Origin of the sequence: Pseudomonas sp. PDM17, assembly GCF_014851985.1 — a bacterium.
In the GTDB taxonomy this organism is placed as follows: domain Bacteria; phylum Pseudomonadota; class Gammaproteobacteria; order Pseudomonadales; family Pseudomonadaceae; genus Pseudomonas.
The window spans coordinates 124,184-147,715 of sequence record NZ_JACVAT010000009.1; the positions used below are offsets into that span (position 1 = coordinate 124,184).

Annotated in this window: 19 protein-coding genes; 5 read left to right on the forward strand and 14 right to left on the reverse strand. The window is 65.0% G+C overall.

What is annotated here, in order from left to right; translation table 11 throughout:
- Positions 1–26 precede the first annotated feature (26 nt).
- The 4 genes from IB256_RS26915 to puuE form a co-directional block, all read right to left on the reverse strand.
- On the reverse strand, positions 27–1,361 hold the full coding sequence (locus IB256_RS26915) for a urate hydroxylase PuuD (protein ID WP_192294992.1): 1,335 nt from the start codon (positions 1,359–1,361) through the stop codon (positions 27–29).
- 53 nt (positions 1,362–1,414) lie between these two features.
- Complete coding sequence (locus IB256_RS26920) at positions 1,415–1,921, reverse strand: ureidoglycolate lyase (protein WP_017517520.1); 507 nt, start codon at positions 1,919–1,921, stop codon at positions 1,415–1,417.
- Between the two features lie 67 nt (positions 1,922–1,988).
- Complete coding sequence (gene uraD / locus IB256_RS26925; RefSeq protein ID WP_054910388.1) at positions 1,989–2,504, reverse strand: 2-oxo-4-hydroxy-4-carboxy-5-ureidoimidazoline decarboxylase; 516 nt, start codon at positions 2,502–2,504, stop codon at positions 1,989–1,991.
- Complete coding sequence (puuE, locus tag IB256_RS26930; RefSeq protein WP_192294991.1) at positions 2,501–3,436, reverse strand: allantoinase PuuE; 936 nt, start codon at positions 3,434–3,436, stop codon at positions 2,501–2,503. The genes uraD and puuE overlap by 4 nt, the downstream gene beginning before the upstream one ends.
- A gap of 410 nt (positions 3,437–3,846) precedes the next feature.
- On the opposite strand from puuE, the gene uraH reads away from it, so the two are divergent.
- Complete coding sequence (uraH, locus tag IB256_RS26935) at positions 3,847–4,200, forward strand: hydroxyisourate hydrolase (RefSeq protein ID WP_024763899.1); 354 nt, start codon at positions 3,847–3,849, stop codon at positions 4,198–4,200.
- Positions 4,201–4,314: 114 nt separating this feature from the next.
- Positions 4,315–6,165 carry an ATP-binding protein gene (locus IB256_RS26940; protein WP_192404698.1) on the forward strand — a complete coding sequence of 617 codons (1,851 nt, stop codon included), beginning with the start codon at positions 4,315–4,317 and terminating at the stop codon, positions 6,163–6,165.
- Positions 6,166–6,269: 104 nt separating this feature from the next.
- Here the strand turns inward: IB256_RS26940 and IB256_RS26945 are convergent, their stop codons facing one another.
- Complete coding sequence (locus IB256_RS26945) at positions 6,270–7,616, reverse strand: NCS2 family permease (RefSeq protein ID WP_151187671.1); 1,347 nt, start codon at positions 7,614–7,616, stop codon at positions 6,270–6,272.
- A 394-nt stretch (positions 7,617–8,010) separates the two neighbouring features.
- Here IB256_RS26945 and IB256_RS26950 point away from each other — a divergent pair, with 394 nt between their 5' ends.
- Positions 8,011–8,787 (forward strand): GntR family transcriptional regulator, encoded by a 777-nt coding sequence (locus IB256_RS26950; RefSeq protein WP_017517526.1) that lies wholly within the window; start codon positions 8,011–8,013, stop codon positions 8,785–8,787.
- A gap of 71 nt (positions 8,788–8,858) precedes the next feature.
- Here IB256_RS26950 and IB256_RS26955 read toward each other — a convergent pair whose 3' ends face one another.
- The 4 genes from IB256_RS26955 to IB256_RS26970 form a co-directional block, all read right to left on the reverse strand.
- A complete protein-coding gene (locus IB256_RS26955; protein ID WP_192404699.1) occupies positions 8,859–10,301 on the reverse strand; it encodes an efflux transporter outer membrane subunit in 1,443 nt (480 codons plus the stop codon).
- A complete protein-coding gene (locus tag IB256_RS26960) occupies positions 10,298–11,365 on the reverse strand; it encodes an HlyD family secretion protein (protein WP_192294987.1) in 1,068 nt (355 codons plus the stop codon). Before IB256_RS26960 ends, IB256_RS26955 begins: the two co-directional genes overlap by 4 nt.
- Positions 11,366–11,376: 11 nt before the next feature.
- The gene (locus IB256_RS26965; protein WP_192404700.1) at positions 11,377–12,957 is read right to left on the reverse strand and encodes an MFS transporter; all 1,581 of its coding nucleotides are present in this window, start codon (positions 12,955–12,957) and stop codon (positions 11,377–11,379) included.
- Between the two features lie 163 nt (positions 12,958–13,120).
- The gene (locus IB256_RS26970; protein WP_192294985.1) at positions 13,121–14,044 is read right to left on the reverse strand and encodes a LysR family transcriptional regulator; all 924 of its coding nucleotides are present in this window, start codon (positions 14,042–14,044) and stop codon (positions 13,121–13,123) included.
- Between the two features lie 164 nt (positions 14,045–14,208).
- Here IB256_RS26970 and IB256_RS26975 point away from each other — a divergent pair, with 164 nt between their 5' ends.
- Positions 14,209–14,631 (forward strand): universal stress protein, encoded by a 423-nt coding sequence (locus tag IB256_RS26975; protein WP_192294984.1) that lies wholly within the window; start codon positions 14,209–14,211, stop codon positions 14,629–14,631.
- A gap of 347 nt (positions 14,632–14,978) precedes the next feature.
- Here the strand turns inward: IB256_RS26975 and guaD are convergent, their stop codons facing one another.
- From guaD to IB256_RS27000, 5 genes are all read right to left on the reverse strand, one after another.
- Entirely contained in the window at positions 14,979–16,283 is a 1,305-nt protein-coding gene (guaD, locus tag IB256_RS26980; protein WP_192294983.1) for a guanine deaminase, read from the reverse strand.
- Positions 16,284–16,366: 83 nt separating this feature from the next.
- Positions 16,367–17,218 (reverse strand): xanthine dehydrogenase accessory protein XdhC, encoded by an 852-nt coding sequence (gene xdhC / locus IB256_RS26985; RefSeq protein WP_192294982.1) that lies wholly within the window; start codon positions 17,216–17,218, stop codon positions 16,367–16,369.
- Between the two features lie 135 nt (positions 17,219–17,353).
- Positions 17,354–19,744 (reverse strand): xanthine dehydrogenase molybdopterin binding subunit, encoded by a 2,391-nt coding sequence (gene xdhB, locus IB256_RS26990; RefSeq protein ID WP_192404701.1) that lies wholly within the window; start codon positions 19,742–19,744, stop codon positions 17,354–17,356.
- Positions 19,737–21,200 (reverse strand): xanthine dehydrogenase small subunit, encoded by a 1,464-nt coding sequence (gene xdhA, locus IB256_RS26995; protein ID WP_081518577.1) that lies wholly within the window; start codon positions 21,198–21,200, stop codon positions 19,737–19,739. Before xdhA ends, xdhB begins: the two co-directional genes overlap by 8 nt.
- A gap of 347 nt (positions 21,201–21,547) precedes the next feature.
- On the reverse strand, positions 21,548–22,684 hold the full coding sequence (locus IB256_RS27000; RefSeq protein ID WP_192294980.1) for an alkane 1-monooxygenase: 1,137 nt from the start codon (positions 22,682–22,684) through the stop codon (positions 21,548–21,550).
- A 183-nt stretch (positions 22,685–22,867) separates the two neighbouring features.
- Here IB256_RS27000 and IB256_RS27005 point away from each other — a divergent pair, with 183 nt between their 5' ends.
- A complete protein-coding gene (locus IB256_RS27005; RefSeq protein WP_192294979.1) occupies positions 22,868–23,527 on the forward strand; it encodes a GntR family transcriptional regulator in 660 nt (219 codons plus the stop codon).
- Positions 23,528–23,532: the final 5 nt, after the last annotated feature.

Sequence of the window (23,532 nt, forward strand, 5' to 3'; positions counted from 1 at the left end):
GCGGTTTCTCTGGCCGTGCCGCAGGCTCAATTAACCTGGGCGCCCCTGGAGATCCAGTCTCCGACGAGCTTGCGCTCTTCCGGGGTCATCTGGGTGATGTTGCCCAGCGGCATCACCTGCGAGGCCACGGCCTGCGCCTGGATGCGCGGGGCGAGCTGCTGGATCTGCTGCGGGGTGTCGAACATCACGCCAGCCGGCGCGGTGCTGAACAGGTTGCTGGTCGGCTTGGCCGAATGGCACACGGCGCAGCGTTCCTGGATGACGTGATGGACCTTGTCGAAGCCTTCGGTCGAGCCGGCAGTGGACGCCTGGGCCGGAGCGGCCTGAGCCTGCTGGGCAGCGGCGGCCTTGGCGGCTTCCTCGTCCTTGGCGCGCTCGGCCGGGGTCTTGCCGCCGACGGCGGTTTCCGGCAGTGGTTGGTACTCCACCTTCGCCGGCTGGGCGCTGGCAGTGTTGTCGCTGCTGGGGAAGTTCGGGCCGGTGACGAAGGCCAGGGCGATCATGCCGACAGCGCCGGCGGGCAGCGCCCAGGCCATGCCGTTGCCATTGTGGCGGGTGTTGAAGTAGTGACGCACGATTACCGCCAGCGCCGCGATGCAGGTCAGGATCAGCCAGTTGTAGTGGCTGCCGTAGGTGCTCGGGAAGTGGTTGCTGATCATGATGAACAGCACCGGCAGGGTGAAGTAGTTGTTGTGGCGCGAACGCAGCAGGCCTTTGGCCGGCAGTACCGGGTCGGGCTCGCGGCCTTCCTCGATGGCCTTAACCAGTGCGCGCTGGGCCGGCATGATCACGCGGAACACGTTGCCCACCATGATGGTGCCGATGATGGCGCCCACGTGCAGGTACGCACCGCGACCGCTGAACACCTGGCTGAGCAGGTAGGCGGCGAGGACCAGCAGGCCGAACAGGATGGCGCCCAGCAGGGCGGGTTTCTTGCCAAGCGGGGAGTCGCACAGGGTGCTGTAGACGAACCAGCCGGCGATCAGCGAGCCGATGCCGATGGCAACGGCGGCGGCTGGGGCCAGGTCGCTGCCAGGAGCGATCAGGTACAGGGTCGGGTTCAGGTAGAACACGATGGTCAGCAGGCAGACACCCGACATCCAGGTGGAGTAGGCCTCCCATTTGAACCAGTGCAGGTTGTCCGGCATTTTCGGCGGGGCGAGCTTGTACTTCTCCAGGTGGTAGATGCCGCCACCATGGATCGCCCAGAGGTCACCGGAAAGCCCCTCGCGCGGGTTGGCGCGGTTGAGGTTGTTTTCCAGCCAGACGAAGTAGAACGAGGCGCCGATCCACGCGATACCCACGATCATGTGGATCCAGCGGACCAGCAGGTTCAGCCATTCGATGAGATGTGCTTCCACAGTTTTTTACCTCTTGCCCGGGCATCGCCGTCGCGCTGCGCGGGCCTCTCTTATTAGTTCGCTTGGGGGTCGAGGAGGAGCTGTTCGTCCTCGGTGAAGAAATGCTCGTCGCAGTTGTTGCCAGAACCGCTGCGATCGACCACCAGGAAGTCATCCCGCTTTTCGATCGTCAGCACCGGGTGGTGCCAGACGCCGCGGTGGTAATTGACGCCCTGCTTGCCGTTGGACAGGAAAGCGCGGACGAGACCCGATACAGGTACATCGCCAACTGGCGCGACCACGATCAGAAAAGGGTTGCCGAGCAGCGGAATGAAAGCCTGGCTGCCCTGCGGGTGACGTTCCAGCATGCGGATGCGCAAGGGCATCTCCAGGGACTCGGCGCTGAAGATGCTGATGATCGCCTTGTCATCGGGCTGCGCCGTTTCGACGGTGGCGAGCTTGTGATAACGGCGGGTGGAACCGTTGTTGATCATGAAGAAGTCACTGCCTTCGGTTTCGATGACATCACCGAACGGTGCGAAGGCTTCCTTGGTCAACGGCTCGATCTTCAGGGTACGCATGGCTGGTCTTCTTTTTCGTTGTTCGCATTGGCCCCGTCGCTGGGACAGGGAGTGAAGGTCCGCTCGCTCAGAGCTGCTGCAGGCGGAACATCGCGATCTTGTTGATCTCCGCCAGGGCGGTCTGGAACTCCTGCTCCGGCGTGTTGTGGATGCGCTCTTCGAACGCGGCCAGGATCTGGTGGCGGTTGCTGCCCTTCACCGCCTTGATGAAGGGGAAGCCGAACTTGGCCTTGTAGGCGTCGTTGAGTTCGGTGAAGCGGGCGAACTCCTCGGCGGTGCAGTCCTGGATGCCGGCGCCGGCCTGTTCGGCGGTGCTCGAGGCGGTCAGTTCGCCACGTACGGCGGCCTTGCCGGCGAGGTCCGGGTGCGCGTTGATAAGCGCCAGCTGGGCATCGTGGCTGGCGGACAGGAGGATGTCGGCCATGCGCTGCTGCAGCAGTTCAATGTCGTTCAGGCTGTCGTCGACGCCCAGGTCATAGGCTTTCTCGGCGACCCATGGGGAGTGCTCGTAGATGTCGGCGAAGGCGGCGACGAACGCGGCGCGGTCGAGGCTGGCCGGGGTCAGGGTCTGGAAGCGGCTCATGCCTTGTTCTCCTGCGCTTTGTACGGGTGGTTCTCGTGCCAGTGCTTGGCGATGTCGACACGGCGGGTGATCCACACCTTCTCGTGACCCTTAACGTACTGGATGAAACGCTCCAGCGAGGCCATGCGCGCCGGACGGCCCAGCAGGCGGCAGTGCATGCCGATCGACAGCATCTTCGGCGCGCCCTCGGCACCCTCGGCGTAGAGCACGTCAAAGGCGTCCTTCAGGTATTCGAAGAAGTCGTCGCCCTTGTTGAAGCCCTGCACCTGGGTGAAGCGCATGTCGTTGGTGTCCAGGGTGTAGGGGATCACCAGGTGCGGCTTCTCGGCGGTGCTCGCCGGGTCCCAGTAGGGCAGGTCGTCGTCGTAGGTGTCGGAGTCGTAGAGGAAGTTGCCGTCCTCGCGGACGATGCGCCGGGTATTCGGGCCCAGGCGGCCGGTGTACCAGCCCTGCGGGCGCTGGCCGGTCAGCTCGGTGAGGATGCGCACGGCCTCGAACATGTGCTCGCGCTCCTGCTCCGGATCCATGTACTGGTAGTCGATCCAGCGGTAGCCGTGGCTGCAGATCTCGTGACCGTCGGCGACCATCTGGCGGATCGCCTCGGGGTGGCGCTGGGCGGCCATGGCCACGGCGAACACGGTCAGCGGCAGGTCGTACTTGCGGAACAACTTGAGCAGACGCCACACGCCAGCACGGCTGCCGTATTCGTACAGCGATTCCATGCACATGTTGCGTTCGCCCTTGAGCGGCTGGGCAGCAACCATTTCAGAGAGGAAGGCTTCGGATTCGGCGTCGCCATGGAGGATGTTGCGTTCGCCGCCTTCTTCATAGTTGAGGACGAAGGACAGGGCGATGCGCGCATCGTTGGGCCAGTGCGGATGGGGGATGTTGTTGCCGTAACCGATCAGGTCGCGTGGGTAGTCAGCGCTCACTGCAGTGTTCCTTCTTGTGGTTGGCGGTCGGCGCCGGGTCGGTGGACTGTGCGCTGCCGTTGATGGGTGCATTGTATACAAAATGTGGAGCGGTCTGTAAATACAATCCGCGCAACGGTCGTTTCATTCCTTTCGCGAGCGTTCGACAGGGCGTGGATGCCGGGCGCGCCCTGTTCTGGCGCAGCCTGAGGCGGGTTTTCCAGTGGTCTGGTACCCGGCTGTCGGCTGGCGCGACAGGGGTTTTTTGCGGGATCTAATCAGTTTTTTGTATACAATCAATTGTGCCGCTGGGTATATTCGCTTCAGCCAAACGCACCCGCGGGCCGCTTCGATAGCGGCCCGTTCATTCGCATCAACGAGACAGAGGAGGAAGGTGTCGGCCGGCTCCGCCGCAGGACACCGATAAGCCCATGGGACGCCTGACCACTCACGTACTGGATTCCGCCCACGGCTGCCCCGGCCATGGCATCAAGATCGAGCTGTTCCGCGTCGAAGGCCAGCAGCTGGAACTGATCGCCACCCGCGTGACCAACGACGATGGCCGTTGCGACGAGCCGTTGTTGCAGGGCGAGGATTTCCGCGCCGGCGTCTACCAGTTGCTGTTCAATGCCGGCGACTACTACCGCGCCCGTGGCGTCGAACTGCCCCAGCCGGCATTCCTCGACCAGGTCGTGCTGCGCTTCGGTATCGCCTCTGAAAGCGACCACTACCATGTGCCGCTGCTGATTTCCCCCTACAGCTATTCCACCTATCGCGGCAGCTAGTCCCCCGCCCGTAGGTCTTCCCCCGGACTCTTCGTGGAGTCTTCCTCAGCCCGCCCACACTGCGGGCTTTTTTTTGCCTGTCGTACGGAAAATCGCGTAGGACGCACGGGCGGGATGGGCACATTTGGACTAGAAGAAAGGAGGGAAAAAACTGTTTCGAGGGGTGGTATGAGCAGGATTCTGATCGTCGATGAACAGCCGGTGACCCGTCACGCGCTGCGCCTGATGATGGAGGCGGACCGGCACGAGGTCGTCGGCGAGGCGGACAACGGACCCGATGCGCTGCATCAGGTGCGCGTATGCAAGCCGGACCTGATGATCCTCGAACTGTCGATTCCACGCCTGGGTGGGCTGGAGGTCCTGCAGCGCCTGGTGGCACAGGAATCACCCGTGAAGGTGCTGGTGCTCACCTCACAGGACTCCGAGTACTTCGCCGGGCGTTGCCTGACTGCCGGCGCCGCCGGTTTCGTCAGCAAGCAGGAGAACCCCCAGGCGGTGCGCGAAGCGGTGCGGGCCATCGCCCAGGGGCACAGTTATTTCCCCAGCCATGCGCTGGGCAGCGTCAGCGCGGCAGAAGAAGCCGGTCATGGCGAACTGATCAAGGGACTGTCGGTCCGCGAACTCAGTGTGCTGCAGTTGCTGGCTCGGGGCTTGAGCAACATCGCCATCGCCGACCAACTGGCCATCAGCGACAAGACGGTGAGCACCTACAAGGTGCGGCTGATGCAGAAGCTGCACGCCAAGTCGCTGGTCGAGCTGATCGACATCGGCCGCCGCCATGGGCTGGTGGAAGGTGGTGCGCGGGAAGAGTCCGGTAGCGCAGCGTCGGAGCTGGACGATGAGCAGCATCGCGAGCTGGGCCTGTTGCGCAGGTTCATGGAATCCATTCCCTATCCGATCAGCCTGCGCGGGCTGGACGGTCGCATTCAGTACTGCAGTGATGCCTCGCTGGAGACCCTGGGTAGAACACGTGAAGAAGTCATCGGCAGCACCTGGTCAGAGCTTGGCGTATTCGCCAGTACTGACGAGGCTCAGCTGTTGCAGGACCGCTTCCTTGCCGCGGTGGGCAAGGGCGAGAGTCTGGACTGGGACGTCGAATTCCAGGGCGCTCAGGATCGTCGGGTGGTTCACGTCTGGGCAAGACCCTATCGGGACGCGCAGGACGCCCTGCTGGGGGTCATGAGCGGCGTCGTCGATATCACCCACCAGGACAATGTGATTCGCGGGCTGCGTAATGCCAATGCCCGGATTGGCACCATCAGTCGCGGCAAGGGATTGTTCCTCGCGAGCATGGGCAGCGAATTACAGGGGCCGCTACAGAATATCCTGGCGATGATCGGTATGGCGCTGAACCAGGATGATCCTGCGCGGCGTGTCGAGCCGTTGGAGGTTGCGCGCAGCATGGCAGAGAACATGTTGCACATGCTGGACGACCTCAATCTGCTCAGTCGTGCGGACCTGGGACGGCTCCACCTGGCGCCGGAGGAAGTGGACTTGAAGGCGCTCGCGCAGCGGCAGTTGGACATGCTGGCCGAGCCAGCGATGACCAAGGGATTGGCGCTGGACGCGGATTTCAGTCTGGCCATGCAGCCTCGGGTCTGGTGCGATCCGTTGCGCTTGCGGCAGGTGCTGAACAACCTGCTCAGCAATGCGCTGAAGTTCACCGATCACGGGGCAATCGTTTTGCGGCTGCGAGCGCGCGGTAGTGGCGAAGGCATGGTGGAGGTGCAGCTTGATGTCATCGACACCGGAGTGGGCATTCCGCTGGAGGAGCAGGAGGCCCTGTTCGAGCCCTTCACTGCGCCGTTGAAGGGCGAGCGGGTGCGTCGTGGCAGCACCGGGCTGGGTCTGGCGCTGTCGCGCAGCCTGGTCGAACTGATGGGGGGCGAACTGACCATGAGCAGCCGTCCTGGAATCGGAACAGAGTTCAGCATCAAGTTGCTGTTGCCTGCCGTGGAAGGCTGAGCAGCTTTCGCCTCGCTCCAATCCGGATGGCACTCTGTCACCGCACTGCTAAAACAAAGGCCCCGGCAATCGCCGGGGCCTTTTTCATCTTGCGCAGCAGAGACTCAGAGGAAGATGAACTTGGCCACGAAGATCGCACACAGTGCATACAGGCTGATGGTTACGTCCTTGTGGCGGCCGGTGAAGACCTTCATCGCTACGTAGGTCACGAAGCCCAGCGCGATGCCGTCGGCAACCGAGAAGGTCAGCGGCATCATGATCACGGTGACGATGGCCGGGATGGTCTCGGTGTGCTCGTTCCAGTCGATGTGGGCCATGCCGCCCATCATCAGCATGGCGACGTAGATCAGCGCGCCGGCGGTGGCGTAGGCAGGGATCATGCCGGCCAGCGGGGCGAAGAACATCGCGGCGACGAACAATACACCCACCACCACGGCGGTCAGGCCGGTGCGGCCACCGGCGGCGACGCCCGCAGCGCTTTCCACATAGCTGGTCACCGGCGGCACACCGAGCACCGCGCCGAAGGCGCTGGAGGTGCTGTCGGCTTTCATGGCTTTCGACAGGTTCTCGATGCGACCGTCTTCACGCACCAGATGTGCACGCTGGGCAACGCCCATCAGGGTGCCGGCGGTGTCGAACATGTGCACGAAGAGGAAGGCCAGGATCACGCTGATCATGGTGACGTTGAACGCGCCGGAAATGTCCATCGCCATGAAGGTCGGCGCCAGGCTCGGAGGCATGGAGAACACGCCGCCGAACTGGACGATGCCCAGCGCGATGCCGGCCACGGTGACGGTGAGGATGCTGATCAGGATGCCGCCGAACACGCGGCGGTATTCCAGTACGGCGATCATCAGGAAGCAGATGGCGGCCAGCAGCGGGCCGGGGCTGGTCAGGTCACCCAGGTGGACCAGGGTGGCGGGACTGGCGACTACGATGCCGGCGGTCTTCAGGCCGATCAGCCCGAGGAACAGACCGACGCCGGCGCCCATGGCGAAGCGCAGGCTGACCGGGATGCTGTTGAGCAGCCATTCGCGGATGCGCGAGAAGGTCAGGATCATGAAGGCGATGCCGGAGATGAACACCGCGCCCAGCGCGATCTCCCAGCTGTAGTTCATGGTCTTGACCACGGTGTAGGTGAAGAAGGCGTTGAGGCCCATGCCCGGCGCCAGGCCCACCGGCCAGTTGGCGTACAGGCCCATCAGGAAGCAACCGAGCGCCGCGGCAAGGCAAGTCGCGACGAAGGCGGCGCCGTGGTCGATGCCGGCGTCGGCCATGATGTTGGGGTTGACGAAGATGATGTACGCCATGGTGATGAAGGTCGTGAGACCTGCGGCGAGTTCGGTCTTCACGGTGGTGCCGTGCTGGCTGAGCTTGAACAGGCGTTCGAGCAGGCCGGTAGCAGGCGGGCTGGTTGCAAAGGCTTGTTGTTCTTGTTTGGTGCTTTCCACAGCGGTACTCCTCAACGCTCTTGTTGTTGGTCCCTTGCCGTCGGCTGGTTCACCTGCGTCCCTTGCGCTAACGGAAAGAGTTGTGAGGGTGTGAATGTTGACCTTTGGGTCAGGAAGTCACGCCGCGATTATGCAGTTGTGTACAAAAAGTTCAAATAATGTTTAGTGTCTTGCCGAAAGATTTTTACAAGCAAAGCGTCGGAATGGTCGCACGCTGACCTTCTCCAGGCTCCTGTGCCGCGCGGCCTTGGGGTTGATGGGGAGTCGCTCGCGACGGCTGCACGATAGTGGCCACTTTGTGTACACTGTGCCCCATGCCTGGCCCGCGGCCAGTTCCTTTCCCGCCCCACGGATTTCGCGCCGGTTCAACCCGGCTGAGCAGGGTTCGACTCCGATGACCGACCAGTTGCAACAGATCAGGAAGCAGCCGCGCAATGGCAAGGCGCGCAGCGGCACTCAGGACGAGATCGTCTACGCGCACATCTTCGACGCCATCCTCGAACAGCGCCTGGCGCCCGGCACCAAGCTGAGCGAAGAGGCCCTCGGTGAAATCTTCGGCGTCAGCCGCACCATCATCCGTCGCGCCCTGTCGCGCCTGGCCCACGAACAGGTCGTGCTGCTGCGTCCGAACCGTGGCGCCGTGGTGGCCAGCCCGAGCATCGACGAAGCCCGGCAGATTCTCTTCGCCCGCCGCACCGTCGAGCGCGCGATCACCGAACTGGCGGTGGACAACGCCAGCAGCGATACCCTCGCCGAGCTGCGCGACATGGTGAAACAGGAGCAATCCAGCTTTGCCCGCGGCGACCGTGGCGCCGGCATCCGCCTCTCCGGCGAATTCCACCTGAAGCTCGCCGAGATGGCGAAGAATGCCCCGCTGGTGGTGTTCCAGCGCAGCCTGGTGTCGCAGACCTCGCTGATCATCGCCCAATACGAAAGCGGCGGCCGCTCGCACTGCTCGTTCGACGAGCACAACGAGATCCTCGACGCCATCGAGAAGGGCGACAAGGAAAAGGCCGTGACCCTGATGATGCACCACATGGCGCACATCGACGACAAGCTGAACCTGGACGTGGACGGCGCCTCCGGCGACCTGCACGCAGTGTTCTCGCACCTGCTGGCCGGCAAGAAGAAGCCGCGCCGCAGCAAGGCCGACGCCGACTCGGCAGCCTGATCGCCGAGCCAGAAAAAAGCCCCGCAGATGCGGGGCTTTTTCGTTTCCGGGGGAGGGCGGATTTGCCGTTCCTACAGGTTCTGCGCGGTTTCCTGGCCTTGCTGCCAGCCACCGCCCAGTGACTTGTAAAGCAGCACCAGCGTGGTGGCTACGGCTTCGCGGCTGCGCACCTGTTGTTCCTCGGTGGCCAGCAGTTCGCGCTGGGCGTTGAGCACGTTGAGGAAGTCCACCGCGCCGGCCTTGTATTGCTCACGGGCGTTGGCCAGCGCGGTGCGGCCATGTTCGGTGGCGGTATCGAGGCTGGCCAGGCGACGCTGGTCGGCGGCGTAGTCGGTCAGCGCGTCGTCCACTTCCCGCCAGGCGTTGAGCACCGTGCGGCGGTAAGCTATGGCCGACTCCTGTTGCTGCGCCTCGCGCAGGGCGAGCATGCCCTTCAGGCGACCACCCTCGAAGACCGGCAGCGACAGGCTCGGGCCGATGCCGAAGGTACGGCTGTTCCAGTCGCCGAAGTTGGACAGTTGCAGCGCCTGGAAGCCGAAGCTGCCGTTGAGGCTGATGCGCGGGTAGAAGTCCGCCTTGGCCACGCCGATGCTGGCGGTGGCGGCGTGCAGCGCGGCTTCGGCGCGGCGGATGTCCGGGCGGCGCTGGGCCAGTTCCGACGGTAGGCCGACCGGTACGCCACGCGGTGGTTGTGGCACCGGTTTGGCCTGGGCGAGTTCCGCCTGTAGCGCACCGGGCGCTTCGCCGAGCAGGTAGCCCAGGGCGTTGATCAGCCGCGCCTGGCGCTTCTGGCTATCGGGCAGGCGCGCTTCGATGCTGGAGACCTGGGTCAACGCTTCTGCCACGTCGAGTTCGGTGGCGACGCCATCGGCGCGGCGCAGGCGGGTCAGCTCCAGGCTGCGCTGGGCGATTTCCAGATTGCCGCGGATGATGGCTTCCAGGTCCTGTTCGGCGCGCAGTTGCAGGTAGTTGCGTGCGGTCTCGGCAAGCACCGAGACCAGCACGTCGCGACGGCTTTCCTCGGTGGCCTGAACGTTGGCGTCGGCGGCTTCCAGCTCGCGGCGTACACGGCCCCAGAAGTCCAGCTCCCAGGACAGGTCGAAGCCACCGTCGAGCTGGTTGAAGTTGTCCTTGCCGGCTTGGCCGGATGGGTCGCTCAGGCCGACCTCGCTGTTGCGCTTGCGCTGGTAGCCCAGGTCCGCGCCGACGTTGGGTGCGGCATCGCCGCCCAGTGCCTGGCGGATCGCCCGGCTCTGCTGCAGGCGCGCGTCGGCTTCGCGCAGGTCGAGGTTGGTATCCGCCACGCGGCGTTGCAGGTCGTTGAGCTGCGCATCGCCCAGCAGCGTCCACCACTGCGCTTCCAGCGGCGCATTGAGGGTCTGGCTGGGCGCGTTGCCGCGCCGGGCGGACCAGTTCACTGCGTCGGCATCGTCCGGGCGCTGGAAGTCCGGGCCGACGCTGCAGGCGCCGAGCGCGAGCAGAGCCAGAAACAGCGGCGTGCGGGCGGCGATCATTGCGCGGCTACCTTCTGCTCGGCCTCGACGTGCTTGCCGGTGTCGATGCGGGCGATCACCGACATGCCCACGCGCAGCTTGTCGCGCAGCGGCTGGTCGGCGTCGAGGATGATCTTCACCGGGATGCGCTGGACGATCTTGGTGAAGTTGCCGGTGGCGTTGTCCGGGGCGATGGGCGCGAAGCTCAGGCCGGTGGCCGGGGCGATGCTGTCGACGTGGCCGCGCAGTTTTTCGCCGGGGAAGGTGTCGATGCTGACCTCCACGGCCTGCCCTGGCTGCACGTCGGTCAGCTGGGTTTCCTGGAAGTTGCCGACCACATAGGCGTTCTGCAGCGGCACCACCGCGAGCAGTGCATTGCCCGGCGTGGTGTAGGCGCCGACGCGCACGGCACGGCGGCCGACCATGCCGTCGAAGGGCGCGCGAATCTCGGTGTACGACAGGTTCAGTTGTGCCTGCTGCAGTTGTGCCTGGCCACGCTTCAGCGCGCCGAGAGCCTCGGCCTGCTGGGCCAGCAGTACGTCGAGCTGCTTGCGGGCGGCGAGGGCGGCAGCCTTGTCCTTGTCCAGCACGGCCTTCGCCGAGTCGACGCGCGAGCGCGCCTGCTGGGCATTCTGCAGCGTGCCCGCGCCCTGGGTCGCGAGGTGCTGGTAGCGGTTCAGTTCCTGCGCGGCGAAGGTCAATGCGGCCTGGTCGGCCTGCACCTGGGCGGCGCTCTGGGCGATCACCGCCTGCTGGCGTTCGAGGTCGGCGGCGACGTGGTGGTGACGCGCCTCGGCGGCCATTACGTCGGCTTCGGCGGCTTCCAGGGCGGCGCGGTAGTCGCGGGCATCGATGCGCGCCAGGACCTGCCCGGCCCTCACCGACTGGTTGTCTTCCACCAGCACTTGCTCGATGAAGCCGGCGACTTTCGGCGCGACCAGGGTGAAGTCGGCATGGATGTAGGCGTCATCGGTGCTCTGCTCGCGGCTGGGGCCCAGCAGGCGCAGCAACAGGTAGACGACGAGGGCGAGAAGCAGCACGGCAACCAGGGCCAGACTGCCGCGACGGGAGCTCAGTTTCGACATGGGCAGACCTTTCATTGATTAGGCACGACAGGGCGCGGCGGGTAGACCCGCAGCGGCAGCAGGGGGATCAGGACGAGCAGGGCGGCGGCCAGCCAGGACATCGCCAGCAGCGTGTCGGAGGCGGCGAGCACGCCGGCCTGGCCGCGCACCTGGCCGGCCAGGCGGCCGATGTACTCGGCGCCGCCCAGTTGTTCCAGGCGCAGACCGAGGGCTTGCGAGGCATTGCCCAGGTGATCGACCAGGCGGTTGGAGTGGTAGTGCTCGCGCCAGGTCATCAGGATCGACACCACGGCGCTGCCGAGCACCGCCGAGAAGCCGCGCACACTGTTGAACCAGGCCGAGGCGAATGGCCCCTCGATGGGCGCGACGACGCTGGTGGCGGACATCAGCAGCGGCACGATGGCCATCGGCTGGCCAATGATCTGCAACGCCAGCAGCCAGTAGAAGTTCTCCCGTGTCCACTCGCTGGTGAGCTGGCTCATGCCGAAGGCCGACAGCCCGCACAGGCTGATGCCGATGGCGAGCACCCAGCGGCAGTCCACCCGCGGGATGTTGCACAGCGCGGCCACCAGCGGCAGCGAGATCAGCTGCGGCAGCGCCACCAGCAGCGCCATGGGCGCCGATTGCAGCGGGCGATAGCCGTGGGCGGAGGCGAGGTAGGACGCCGGCACGCCAGCGCACGCGCCGAGCACCACCAGCACGCCGGCCAGGGTGATCAGCGAGTGGGTGAAGTTGCGCCGCTTGAGGATGTCCAGGCGGAAGAAGGGCAGCGGGTGCGTCCATTCGTTGATGAAAAAGGCCACCAGCAGCCCGGCACCGCCGATCACCAGCAGGGTGACCAGGTCGGATTCGAACCAGTCCAGGCGCTCGCCCTGTAGCAGGCCCATCACCAGCATCAGGATGCCCGGCAGGCCGAGGGCGAGGCCGAGGTAATCGAACTGCTTCAGGCGCTCCAGGCGCAGCGGGTCCTGGGGGATGCCCCAGGCGACGGCGGCCAGCGCCACGGCGCAGAGCGGGATGACCTGCCAGAACACCCACTGCCAGCCGACGAACTCGGTCCACAGCGCCGCCAGCGGCATGCCGAGGTTCGGCGCAAAGGTCGCGGTCAGCGCATAGGCGCCCAGGCCGTAGAGCTTGATCCCCGGCGGCAGGAAGCGCAGCGCCACAGTCATCAGCATCGGCGGCATGCAGCCTCCGGCGAACCCCTGCAGCAGGCGCAGCAGGTAGAGCGTCTCGACGTTCGGCGCGAAGGGGCAGAGCAGCGCGAGCAGAGCGAAACAGGCGATGGCGCCTAGGGTGAAGCGGCGCAGCGACACGGTGACCGAGAACCAGGGCGCGAAGGCCATGGCGGCGACCTGCGCCGCCGAGTACAGGGCGATCAGCCAAGTGCCTTCGTCGTGGCCGATGGACAGCGCGCCACGCACGTCGGTCATGGCCAGGTCGGTGACTTTTTCGTTGAGCCCGGCGCTGAGGGAGGCGATCAGTACGCCGATCATGCCGACCACGATGCGCAGGCCGAATGGCTGGGCAACCGGTGCGGCAGGCTTCGCTGGTTGTGGGCTGGCGGCGGAAATCGGGGCGAGCGCGGTCATGGCCGGCCTCCATGGGGATGGCCGATGCCGCCGCCCTTGGGCGGTGATGTGCAAGGCATAGGAATCAACTCGGGTATTTGCGACCGAGTCTAGGGAAGGGTGATAGCTGTGGAAATTGAAATGATTGCAGCTAATTAGTGCGTTCAGCGCACTTTATGCACATTCAGCTCAGCAGACCGGAGCTCTCGCGCAATTCGATGCAGACGCGCTTCACCGTTTGCCGCAGCCAACTGTGCGCCGGGTCATTGTCGAAGCGCGGGTGCCAGGCCTGGATGATCACCACCGATTTGAGCGGCAGCGGAATGTCGAACTGGCGCAGGGCGAAACCCAGGCGGTCCAGGCGCCACAGCGAGTGCTCCGGAATGGGCAGCACCAGGTCGGACTCCAGCAGCGCGAAGATCGAAGAGTGAAAGGTCGGCGCGGTGAGGCGGATTTCCCGCTGCAGGCCCAGGTTGGCGAGTTCCTCGTCGATCGGCCCGCGGGATTTGCCGCGCCGCGACACACTGATCTGAGGAAACGAGGCGAAGCGCTCGGCGGTGATCTCGTCGTCGAAGATCGGATGGTCGCGCCGCGCAAGGCCGACGAAATTGGTGGTGAACAGGGTCTGCGTGCGGATTTCCGGTTCCAGCGTGGAAGCGCCGCCGATGTACAGGTCGATGCGGTTCTGCCGCAGGGCTTCGTCGTCGAAGTCGGCCTCCGGGGCGATGCGCAGGCTGCAGCGCGGCGCTTCTTCCTTCATCACCGCCAGCATGCGCGAGGCAAAACCGCCCACCAGCACGTTGTTGGAGCGCAGCACGAAGCAGCGTTCGAGCTGGTCCATGCGCAGGTTTTCCTTGGCGTTGAACAGGCGCATGGCCTGTTCCACCAGATCGCTGACTTCCTCGCGCAGTTGCAGTGCGCGGGGCGTCGGCACCAGGTTGCGTCCGGCGCGGACCATGATCGGGTCGCCCACCGCCTCGCGAATGCGCGACAAGGTGCGGCTCATCGCTGGCGGGCTGAGGTGCATGCGCCTTGCGGCACCGACCACGCTGCCTTCTTCCAGCAGGATGTTGAGGGCGACCAGCAGGTTGAGATCGGGCAGGGCCATGGCGACTCCGGAGGGTTGGCGCGATGCCATTCATGTTCCATTGCGACGGGCCCGATGGGCAAGCGTGCGTTTCATGCAATGGTCCATTACGTTTTGCGTGCCTTTACGCTCCACGCCCTGGCCCGAAGAATGGCGGCGGATTTCGTTCGTTGAGGAAGAAAGGCATGTTCAAACGGATTCTGCTGGCCATCGACGGCGCGGCGCAGTCGCCGCGCATCATCGCGACCGCCGGCGAGCTGGCGAGCTGTAACGGGGCGCAGGTGCATGTGGTCTGCGCCGTGGACCGCGCCTTCGCCATGCCGCGCCAGGATGCGCTGGAATATCCGCCGGCCGAACAGGAACAGCAGGAGGCGCAGGCGCTGGTGGATCAGGCGGTGGCGCAGTTGCAGCCGTGCGTAGCGGCGGGTGCGGTGGTGGCCGGTGATCCGGCGCGGGCGATCCTGCGCGAGGCCGAGAGGCTGGAGTGTGACCTGATCGTGATCGGTCACCGGCACCTGGGGCGCATCGAACGGTTGCTGGACCCTTCGGTGGGGCAGCGGGTGATCGAACGGGCGCCGTGTCCGGTGCTGGTCGAGGTGCGGGAGTAGATAAAGATGCTTTCGTAGGAGCAACTGTCTTTTTCTGGAACTCCGCGCCTGCGCTTCCCCCTCACCCCATCCCTCTCCCTCAGGGAGAGGGGGCAGTCCGAGCCGACTGACGGCAAGGTTTCATCCTGCACCGAACGGTCCCCTCTCCCCTGGGAGAGGGTTAGGGTGAGGGCTGGCCCGAGCACAGAGCTATCTCGCAGGAGCGATTCTTATCTGCGCAATCGGCGCGCTTAGCGGCCTTCGCGAGCAAGGTTCGCTCCTACTGCGCGGCGTTGCTGCCGGAAAGAAAAGCGGCCCCAGCGCCGGGTTGGTCCTGAGCGAGGACCCGGCGCCGGAGCCGTAAGGGGTCAACCGCGGCGATGCACGTTGCGGCCGTGCGCGAAGGTTTCCTTCACGGTACGGTCGTCGCCGAGGATGACCAGTGCGAAGAGTTTCTCCTCCAGGGTTTTCGCCTGCTGCAGGCGGTAGTCCAGCAGCGGGGTGGCCTTGTAGTCGAGGACCACGAAGTCGGCCTCGTTGCCCTGGGCGAAGCTGCCGACTTTGTCGTCCAGCTCCAGTGCGCGGGCGCCGCCGAGGGTGGCCAGGTACAGCGATTTGAAGGGGTCGAGCTTGATGCCCTGCAACTGCATGACCTTGTAGGCCTCGTTCAGCGACTGCAGCTGGGAGAAGCTGGTGCCGGCACCGACATCGGTGCCCAGGCCGACCTTGACCTTGTGCTTCTCCAGCTTGGCCAGGTCGAACAGGCCGCTGCCTAGGAACAGGTTGGAGGTCGGGCAGAAGGCCACGGCCGAGCCGGTTTCCGCCAGGCGCTGGCATTCGCCGTCGCACAGGTGCACGCCGTGGGCGAACACCGAGCGCGGGCCGAGCAGGCCGTGGTGGTCATAGACGTCCAGGTAGCCCTTGCGCTCCGGGAACAGCTCCTTGACCCACTCGATTTCCTTGAGGTTTTCCGACAGGTGCGTGTGCAGGTACACGCCCGGATGCTCCTTGAGCAGGCGGCCGGCGGCGTCCAGCTGTTCCGGGGTACTCGTGGGAGCGAAGCGCGGGGTTACCGCGTAGAGCAGGCGGCCCTTGCCGTGCCAGCGCTCGATCAGCGCCTTGCTGTCGGTGTAGCTGGTTTCGGCGGTATCGGTCAGGTAATCCGGGGCGTTGCGGTCCATCATCACCTTGCCGGCGATCAGGCGCAGATCGAGCTTCTGCGCAGCGCCGAACAGCGCGTCCACCGACTGCGGGTGCACGGTGCCGAACACCAGCGCGGTGGTGGTGCCGGCGCGCAGCAGCTCCTTGAGGAAGATGCCGGCGACATCGGCGGCGTGGGCCGGATCGGCAAACTGCTTTTCGGTGGGGAAGGTGTAGGTGTTCAGCCAGTCCAGCAGCTGTTCGCCGTAGGAGGCAATCATGCCAGTCTGCGGGTAATGGATGTGGGTGTCGATGAAGCCGGGGGTGATCAGCGCGTCACGGTATTCCACCACTTCGACGCCACCCAGTTGCGGCAGCAGGTCGGCAGCATGGCCGAGGCGGGCGACCTTGCCGTCTTCCACCAGCAGGATGCCGTCCTCGAAGTACTGGTAGGACTTCTCCACGCCGACTTCGGCCGGGTCGGCGACGCTGTGCAGGATGCTGGCGCGGTAGGCTTTGGCTTGAGTGCTCATCGATCTCTCTTCAGTCGTGTTTCGGGGCCGGGGCGCGCGCAGGCGCCGGGGCGGGATGGGCATGCGCCCATGCTACGGAAATTTCAGGCGCCGCTTTCGGCGGTGCGGGCGCGGCGGCTCGTGGGTAACAGTTTGGCCACGGTGTTCTCGCCTTTGCCGGTCTCCTGACCGAAGGTGGCGTTGTAGGTGGCGATCACCTCGCCGGCGATGGACACGGCGATCTCCACCGGCAGCTTGCCCTTTACCTCGCTGATGCCCATGGGGCAGCGCATGCGCTGCACGGTGTCGGCGGCGAAACCGCGGTCGCGCAGGCGGTGCTCGAACTTGGCACGCTTGGTGTCGGAGCCGATCAGGCCGAAGTAGGTAAAGTCGTTGCGCTCGAGGATCTTCGCGGTCAGCTCCAGGTCCAGCGCGTGGTTGTGGGTCATGACGATGAAGTAGCTGCCGGCGGGCATCTCGTCGATCTCGTCGATCACTTCCTCGTTGATCACGCGGGTCACGCCCTCGGGGATGTAGCCGGGGAACTCGGCCTCCCGCGAGTCGATCCAGCGCACCTTGCACGGCAGGCTGGCGAGCAGCGGTACCAGCGCGCGCCCGACGTGGCCGGCGCCGAACACGGCGATGTGCGCCTGTGGCTGGCCCATGGGTTCGAACAGCAGGACGGTGGCGCCGCCGCAGCACTGGCCGAGGCTGGCGCCGAGGCTGAAGCGCTCCAGCTTAGGCTCGCGCTCGCGGGACAGCAGCATGTCGCGGGCGATCTGCATGGCCTTGAATTCGAGGTGGCCGCCGCCGATGGTGTCGTAGGCCTGGTCGGCGCTGACGACCATCTTCGAGCCGGCGTTGCGCGGGGTCGAGCCGCGCTCTTCGATGATGGTCACCAGCACGCTGGCTTCGGCGCGTTGTTGCAGGTCGGCGAGGGCACTGATCCAGTTCATCGTTGCGAACCTCAAGGGTGTAGTCGTGGGGCGCGCGAAGCGTTCCACGGTTACTTGTAAGGGTGGGGCGCCGCTGGCAGGGTGGAGGACGGAAGTGGGGACGTCTCTCCCTGCCAGCGGTGCCCCATGGTCACATCACGCCGGCTCGACCTGAACCGGTGCCTTCTCGACCTGGGCCAGCTTCAGCTTGCGCATCTGCTCCACGCCCCAGAGCACGCGCTCAGGGGTGGCCGGGGCATCGATCTGCGGCTGGGCGCGGTAGTCGGCGAGGCTGGCCACGGCGTCCTTGATCGCGCAGAACACCGAGATTCCCAGCATGAACGGCGGCTCGCCGACGGCCTTGGAGTGGAACACCGTCTGTTCCGGGTTCTTGCGGTTCTCCACCAGCTTCACCCGCAGGTCGATGGGCATGTCGGCGATGGCCGGGATCTTGTAGCTCGCCGGGCCGTTGGTCATCAGCTTGCCCTTGGCGTTCCACACCAGCTCTTCCATGGTCAGCCAGCCCATGCCCTGGACGAAGCCACCTTCCACCTGGCCGATGTCGATGGCTGGGTTCAGCGAGGCGCCGACATCGTGGAGGATGTCGCTGCGCAGCATCTTGTACTCGCCGGTGAGGGTGTCGACGATTACTTCCGAGCAGGACACGCCGTAGGCGAAGTAGTAGAACGGCCGGCCGCGCGCCTGGCTGCGGTCGTAGAAGATCTTCGGCGTGCGGTAGAAACCGGTGGAGGAGAGCGAGACCTGGCCGAAATAGGCCTGCTGTACCAGTTCCTCGAAGGGCAGGATCTGGTCGCGTACGCGCACCTGGTTGTTGCGGAACTCGACGTCTTCCTCGGTTACCTTCCAGTGCTTGGCGGCGAACTCCACCAGGCGCTGCTTGAGGGTCTCGGCGGCGTTCTGCGCGGCCTTGCCGTTCAGGTCGGCACCGGAAGAAGCGGCGGTCGGTGACGTGTTGGGCACCTTGTCCGTGTTGGTGGCGGTGATCTGCACGCGGTCGATGTCGACCTGGAAGACCTCGGCCACCACCTGGGCGACCTTGGTGTTCAGGCCCTGGCCCATCTCGGTGCCGCCGTGGTTCAGGTGGATGCTGCCGTCGGTGTAGATGTGGATCAGCGCGCCGGCCTGGTTGAGGAAGGTGGCGGTGAAGCTGATGCCGAATTTCACTGGGGTCAGCGACAGACCTTTCTTCAGCACCGGGCTATTGGCGTTGAATTCGCGGATTTCGGCGCGGCGCTTGGTGTACTCGGAGCTGGCTTCCAGTTCCTCGGTCATTTCCTGCAGCAGGTTGTGTTCCACCTGCTGGTAGTAGTGGGTGACGTTGCGCTCGTTCTTGCCATAGTAGTTGCGCTTGCGCACTTCCAGCGGGTCCTTGCCGAGGTGGCGCGCGACCGCGTCCATGATCTCCTCGATGGCGACCATACCCTGCGGGCCGCCGAAGCCGCGGTAGGCGGTGTTCGACGCGGTGTTGGTCTTGCAGCGGTGACCGTTCACCGTGGCGTTGCCGAGGAAGTAGGCGTTGTCGGAGTGGAACATCGCGCGGTCAACGATGGATCCGGAGAGGTCCGGCGAGTAGCCGCAGTTGCCGGCCAGCTCGATGTTGATGCCGTGCAGCAGGCCGTCGTCCTCGAAGCCCACGTCGTATTCGACGTAGAAGGGGTGGCGCTTGCCGGTCATCTGCATGTCTTCGACGCGCGGCAGGCGCATCTTCGCCGGGCGACCGGTGAGGCGCGCGATCACCGCGCACAGGCACGCCGGTGCGGCAGCCTGGGTTTCCTTGCCGCCGAAGCCGCCGCCCATGCGGCGCATGTCGATGACCACCTTGTTGAAGGAGATGCCCAGCACTTCGGCGACCAGCTTCTGCACTTCGGTGGGGTTCTGCGTCGAGGTATAGACGATCACGCCGCCGTCTTCGGTGGGCATGACCGAGGAAATCTGCGTCTCCAGGTAGAAGTGTTCCTGGCCGCCGATGTGCAAGGTGCCCTGGATGCGGTTCGGCGCGGTGGCGAGCTTGGCTTCCGAGTCGCCGATCTTGTGCTGGTGGCTGTCGAGCACGAAGTGCTTCTTGCGCAGCGCTTCGACCACGTCGAGCACCGGCTCCAGGTCTTCGTACTCGATGATCGCGGCCATGGCGGCCTTGCGTGCGGTTTCCAGGCTGTCGGCGGCGACGGCGATGACCATCTGGCCGACGTACTCGACCTTGCCGTCCGCCAGCAGCGGGTCACCGGCAACCACCGGGCCGATGTCCAGCTGGCCGGGAACGTCATCCTTGGTGATCGCGATGGCGACACCGGGGAACTGGTAGCAGGGGCTCACGTCCAGCTTGGTAATGCGTGCGTGGGCGCGGTCGCTCATGCGGGCATAGACGTGCAGCTGGTTGGGGAATTCCAGGCGGTCGTCGATGTACTGCGCTTCGCCGCTGACGTGCTTGGGCGCGCTCTCGTGCTTGACGCTGCGGCCCACGCCGGTGGTGAGGTCGGCGCGGAACAGCGCAGTGAGTTCTTCCTGGCTCTTCTGAGGCTTATGCATAGTGGGTCACCCGGGTCACGGCCTGAGGGGCTTCCAGTTCCAGGAAGCACTTGCGCAGCAGGTTCTGCGCGGTGAGCAGGCGGTACTCCTTGCTCGCACGGAAGTCGGTGAGCGGGGCGAAGTCCTCGCTCAGTGCCTGCGCGGCACGCTCGAAGGTGGCGCTGTTGAAGGTCTGGCCGAGCAGTGCGGCTTCGCAGGCGGCGGCGCGTTTCGGGATGGCGGCCATGCCGCCGAAGCCGGTGCGCACGGCGGTGATCCGGCAGTTCTCCACGGTCAGGTTGAAGGCAGCGCAAACGGCGGAGATGTCGTCGTCCAGGCGCTTGGAGACCTTGTAGGCGCGGAACGCCTGGCTGGCCTGCGGGCGCGGGATGATCACCTGCTCGATGAACTCGCCTTCCTGGCGCGCGGTGACCTTGTAGTCGATGAAGTATTCGTCGATCGGCAGTTCGCGACGTTCGTTGCCCTTGCGCAGTACCAGGCGCGCGCCCAGTGCGATCAGCAGCGGCGGCGAGTCGCCGATGGGCGAGGCGTTGCCGATGTTGCCGCCCAGGGTGCCCTGGTTGCGGATCTGCAGCGAGGCGAAGCGGTGCAGCAGCTCGCCGAAGTCCGGGTAGTCGCGGGCCAGGGTTTCGTAGCAGTCGGTCAGCGGAGTTGCGGCGCCGATCTCGATGCGGTCGTCGAAGACTTCGACGCGCTTCATTTCCTCGACGTGGCCGACGTAGATCATCACCGGCAGTTCGCGGTGGAACTGGGTGACTTCAAGGGCCAGGTCGGTGCCACCGGCCAGCAGGCGAGCCTGCGGGTTGGCGGTGTAGATGTCGGCCAGGTCGGCGATGGTCAGCGGGAGCAGGCAGCGCTTGTCGCCGCTGTTCAGCTCGGCGGTTTCGCGCGGGGCGATGGCTTTCAGCTGGGCGATGATCTCGGGCTGGGCAACATCGAACTGGTCCGGCTGCTTCTGGCAGCAGGATTGCTCGGCGGCATCGAGGATCGGGCGGTAGCCGGTGCAGCGGCACAGGTTGCCGGCCAGCGCTTCATGGGCCTCGGCCTTGCGCTCTTCGGCGGTCTCGCCTGCGGTGTTCTTCTGCAGGGCGAACAGCGACATGACGAAGCCGGGGGTGCAGAAGCCGCACTGCGAACCGTGGCAATCGACCATGGCCTGCTGCACGCCGTGCAGTTCGCCGCGGTGCTTCAAGTCATCGACGCTGATCAGCTGCTTGCCGTGCAGCGACGAGACGAAGGTCAGGCAGGAGTTGAGGGTGCGGTAGCGGATGCGCTCGGCGCCTTCTTCGCCGACCAGTTCACCGACGACCACCGTGCAGGCGCCGCAGTCACCGGAGGCGCAGCCTTCCTTGGTGCCTGTCTTGCTCAGGTTCTGGCGCAGGTAATTGAGCACGGTGAGATTGGGATCGAGGCGGTCTTCGACGCGCAGCTCGCGATTGAGCAGGAACCTGATCAAGGCTTGCCTCCAGGCTGGTTCTTGTTTTTGGTAGGGCACTGGAGGCGAATCTATGGAAAGCTGACTTTTGAGTCAATAAAATTTCTGTCTCAATGGTCAGAAAGTTTTTCGGCGGGTGATGAATGGTGTGATGGGGGCAGATTGGCGGGCGCTCCTGCCGCTCCGTAGGGCGCATAACGCGCCAGCGTTATCCGCCGCAGGACAACGGCGGATAACCCGTTCCGGGTTATGCGCCCTACATCCGGCGTGCCACGCCGTCCTACGTAGAGCGGCCGACTCAAGAAGGCAGAAAGAAAAAAGGCGGCAAGCCGGGGTAGGGCTTGCCGCCAAGGCGTGGAACTCGTCGATCAGGCCTGCTGGGTAGCGCTCAGCTGGTATTCCTCGCCGGCGTAATAGGCGCGCACGCGGCGGTCCATCACCGCCCGCCAGAGCGGTGGGAACAGCGCGAGGACGATCATCCCGGCGTAACCGTTGGGCAGCTGCGGGCTCTCGTCGAAGTGGCGCAGCACCTGGTAGCGGCGCTTGGCGTTGGCGTGGTGGTCGGAATGGCGCTGCAGGTGGAAGAGGAACAGGTTGGTCAGCAGGAAGTTGCTGTTCCAGGAGTGCTCGTGGGTGGTGCGCTCGTAGCGCCCGGTGTCCAGGCGGCGGCGGTGCAGGCCGTAGTGCTCGACGTAGTTGACGATCTCCAGCAGGGTGAAGGCCATCACCGACTGGCCGATGAAGTACACCGCGCCGATCCAGCCGAAGGCGACGCTGAAGCCGACCAGGAACAGCGCGCTGATCACGTACCACCAGATCAGCTCGTTGCGCCAGTGCAGTGCCGGCAGGCCCTTGCGCTTGAGGCGTTCGGACTCCAGCCGCCAGGCGTTGAGGAAGTTGTGCTTGTAGGCGTGGGGCAGGAAGGCATACAGGCTCTGGCCGTAGCGCGAGGACGAGGCGTCTTCCGGCGTGGAGACATGCACATGGTGGCCGCGTACGTGTTCCACCTTGAAGCCCGCGTAACACACTGCTGCCAGCAGCAGGCCGCCGGCGTTCTGCTCCAGCTCCGGGTCCTTGTGGATCAGTTCGTGGGAAACGGTGATGCCAATGGCGCCCATCACGGTGCCGACGGAAAGTATCCAGCCGAGCTGGCCGACCCAGTTCCAGGCGTCATAAGTGGCCAGTACCCAGCCGCCGTAGACCAGCATGCCCAGCAACAGCGGCACGGTCATCAGGCTGAGGAAGCGGTAGTAGCCCTCGCGCTCCATGGGCGGGACTTCCTCCACCTCGTCGGGATTGGCCGGATCGCGGCCGACCACGAAGTCCAGCAGCGGGATCACCCCGAACACCACGGTGATGACCAGCCACGCCCAGGCATTGGGATAGTCGCTGCCGTAGGACCACCAATAGCTGACGGGAATGCCGAAGACGGGAACCAGCCAGATCCAGTAGCCGGCTTTCTTAAGACGCAACATCCAGGCAGGGGAAAGGAACAAAGCGAACATGGACGACTCCCGATACGTCTCTTGTGTAGGATTGTCAGACAATCCTGCGCCTGTTCCTTCCGGCGGATGCACCAACCTTTGTTCTGTCGTCCCTCCTGGGCGGGGGATGGCGCGGTAACACCCTGTGTTACACTTCGCGTCCGCAATACCCCCTCGAAAGCGCCCCGATTCTTAAGGACAACCATGACGTTCAAGGCCCCGGACAGCCTGGCTGAGCAGATCGCGCACCACCTTGCCGAACGCATCATCCGGGGCGAACTCAAGGAACGCGAACGCATCCAGGAACAGAAGGTCACCCAGACCCTCAACGTCAGCCGCGGCTCGGTCCGCGAAGCGCTGCTGATCCTCGAGCGCCGCCATCTGGTCGTGATCCTGCCGCGGCGGGGAGCGCAGGTGTCCGAGCTGTCCGCGGCCCACGTGGAAAGCCTCTACTCGCTGGTGATGGAGCTCTACATCATGCTCGCCAGCAGCGTGGCGCGGACCTGGCGCCAGGAAGCCGATCTGGCACCCTTCATGGCCATCCAGCAGCGCCTGCTGGACGAACTCGAACGCGGCGACATCAACGCCTTCGTCGAATCCAGCTTCGACATCATGCGCGCTGCCTTCCCGTTCGCTGCCAATCCCTACCTGCAGGAAACCGTGGAAAATCTCCTGCCGGCCATCAGTCGCACCTATCATCTGGCCCTGGAACGCCGCAAAGGCGAGATGAGCCAGTTCATCGGCAGCTTCGAAAACCTGCTGCGCGCGGTGGTCGGCCGCGACGAGGCGGGGATCCGCGAGGTCCTGCTCGACTACGGTCGGCACAACAGCCAACTGGTCCTGGCCGCACTGGCTGAACGATAAGAAGA

Excerpts from the sequence above, each read along its gene's own strand:
- IB256_RS26920 (WP_017517520.1), bottom strand. The coding sequence starts at position 1,921 with ATGCGTACCCTGAAGATCGAGCCGTTGACCAAGGAAGCCTTCGCACCG.
- uraD (WP_054910388.1), bottom strand. The coding sequence starts at position 2,504 with ATGAGCCGCTTCCAGACCCTGACCCCGGCCAGCCTCGACCGCGCCGCG.
- uraH (WP_024763899.1), top strand. The coding sequence starts at position 3,847 with ATGGGACGCCTGACCACTCACGTACTGGATTCCGCCCACGGCTGCCCC.
- IB256_RS26940 (WP_192404698.1), top strand. The coding sequence starts at position 4,315 with ATGGGCACATTTGGACTAGAAGAAAGGAGGGAAAAAACTGTTTCGAGG.
- IB256_RS26950 (WP_017517526.1), top strand. The coding sequence starts at position 8,011 with ATGACCGACCAGTTGCAACAGATCAGGAAGCAGCCGCGCAATGGCAAG.
- IB256_RS26955 (WP_192404699.1), bottom strand. The coding sequence starts at position 10,301 with ATGATCGCCGCCCGCACGCCGCTGTTTCTGGCTCTGCTCGCGCTCGGC.
- IB256_RS26960 (WP_192294987.1), bottom strand. The coding sequence starts at position 11,365 with ATGTCGAAACTGAGCTCCCGTCGCGGCAGTCTGGCCCTGGTTGCCGTG.
- IB256_RS26965 (WP_192404700.1), bottom strand. The coding sequence starts at position 12,957 with ATGACCGCGCTCGCCCCGATTTCCGCCGCCAGCCCACAACCAGCGAAG.
- IB256_RS26970 (WP_192294985.1), bottom strand. The coding sequence starts at position 14,044 with ATGGCCCTGCCCGATCTCAACCTGCTGGTCGCCCTCAACATCCTGCTG.
- IB256_RS26975 (WP_192294984.1), top strand. The coding sequence starts at position 14,209 with ATGTTCAAACGGATTCTGCTGGCCATCGACGGCGCGGCGCAGTCGCCG.
- guaD (WP_192294983.1), bottom strand. The coding sequence starts at position 16,283 with ATGAGCACTCAAGCCAAAGCCTACCGCGCCAGCATCCTGCACAGCGTC.
- xdhC (WP_192294982.1), bottom strand. The coding sequence starts at position 17,218 with ATGAACTGGATCAGTGCCCTCGCCGACCTGCAACAACGCGCCGAAGCC.
- xdhB (WP_192404701.1), bottom strand. The coding sequence starts at position 19,744 with ATGCATAAGCCTCAGAAGAGCCAGGAAGAACTCACTGCGCTGTTCCGC.
- IB256_RS27000 (WP_192294980.1), bottom strand. The coding sequence starts at position 22,684 with ATGTTCGCTTTGTTCCTTTCCCCTGCCTGGATGTTGCGTCTTAAGAAA.
- IB256_RS27005 (WP_192294979.1), top strand. The coding sequence starts at position 22,868 with ATGACGTTCAAGGCCCCGGACAGCCTGGCTGAGCAGATCGCGCACCAC.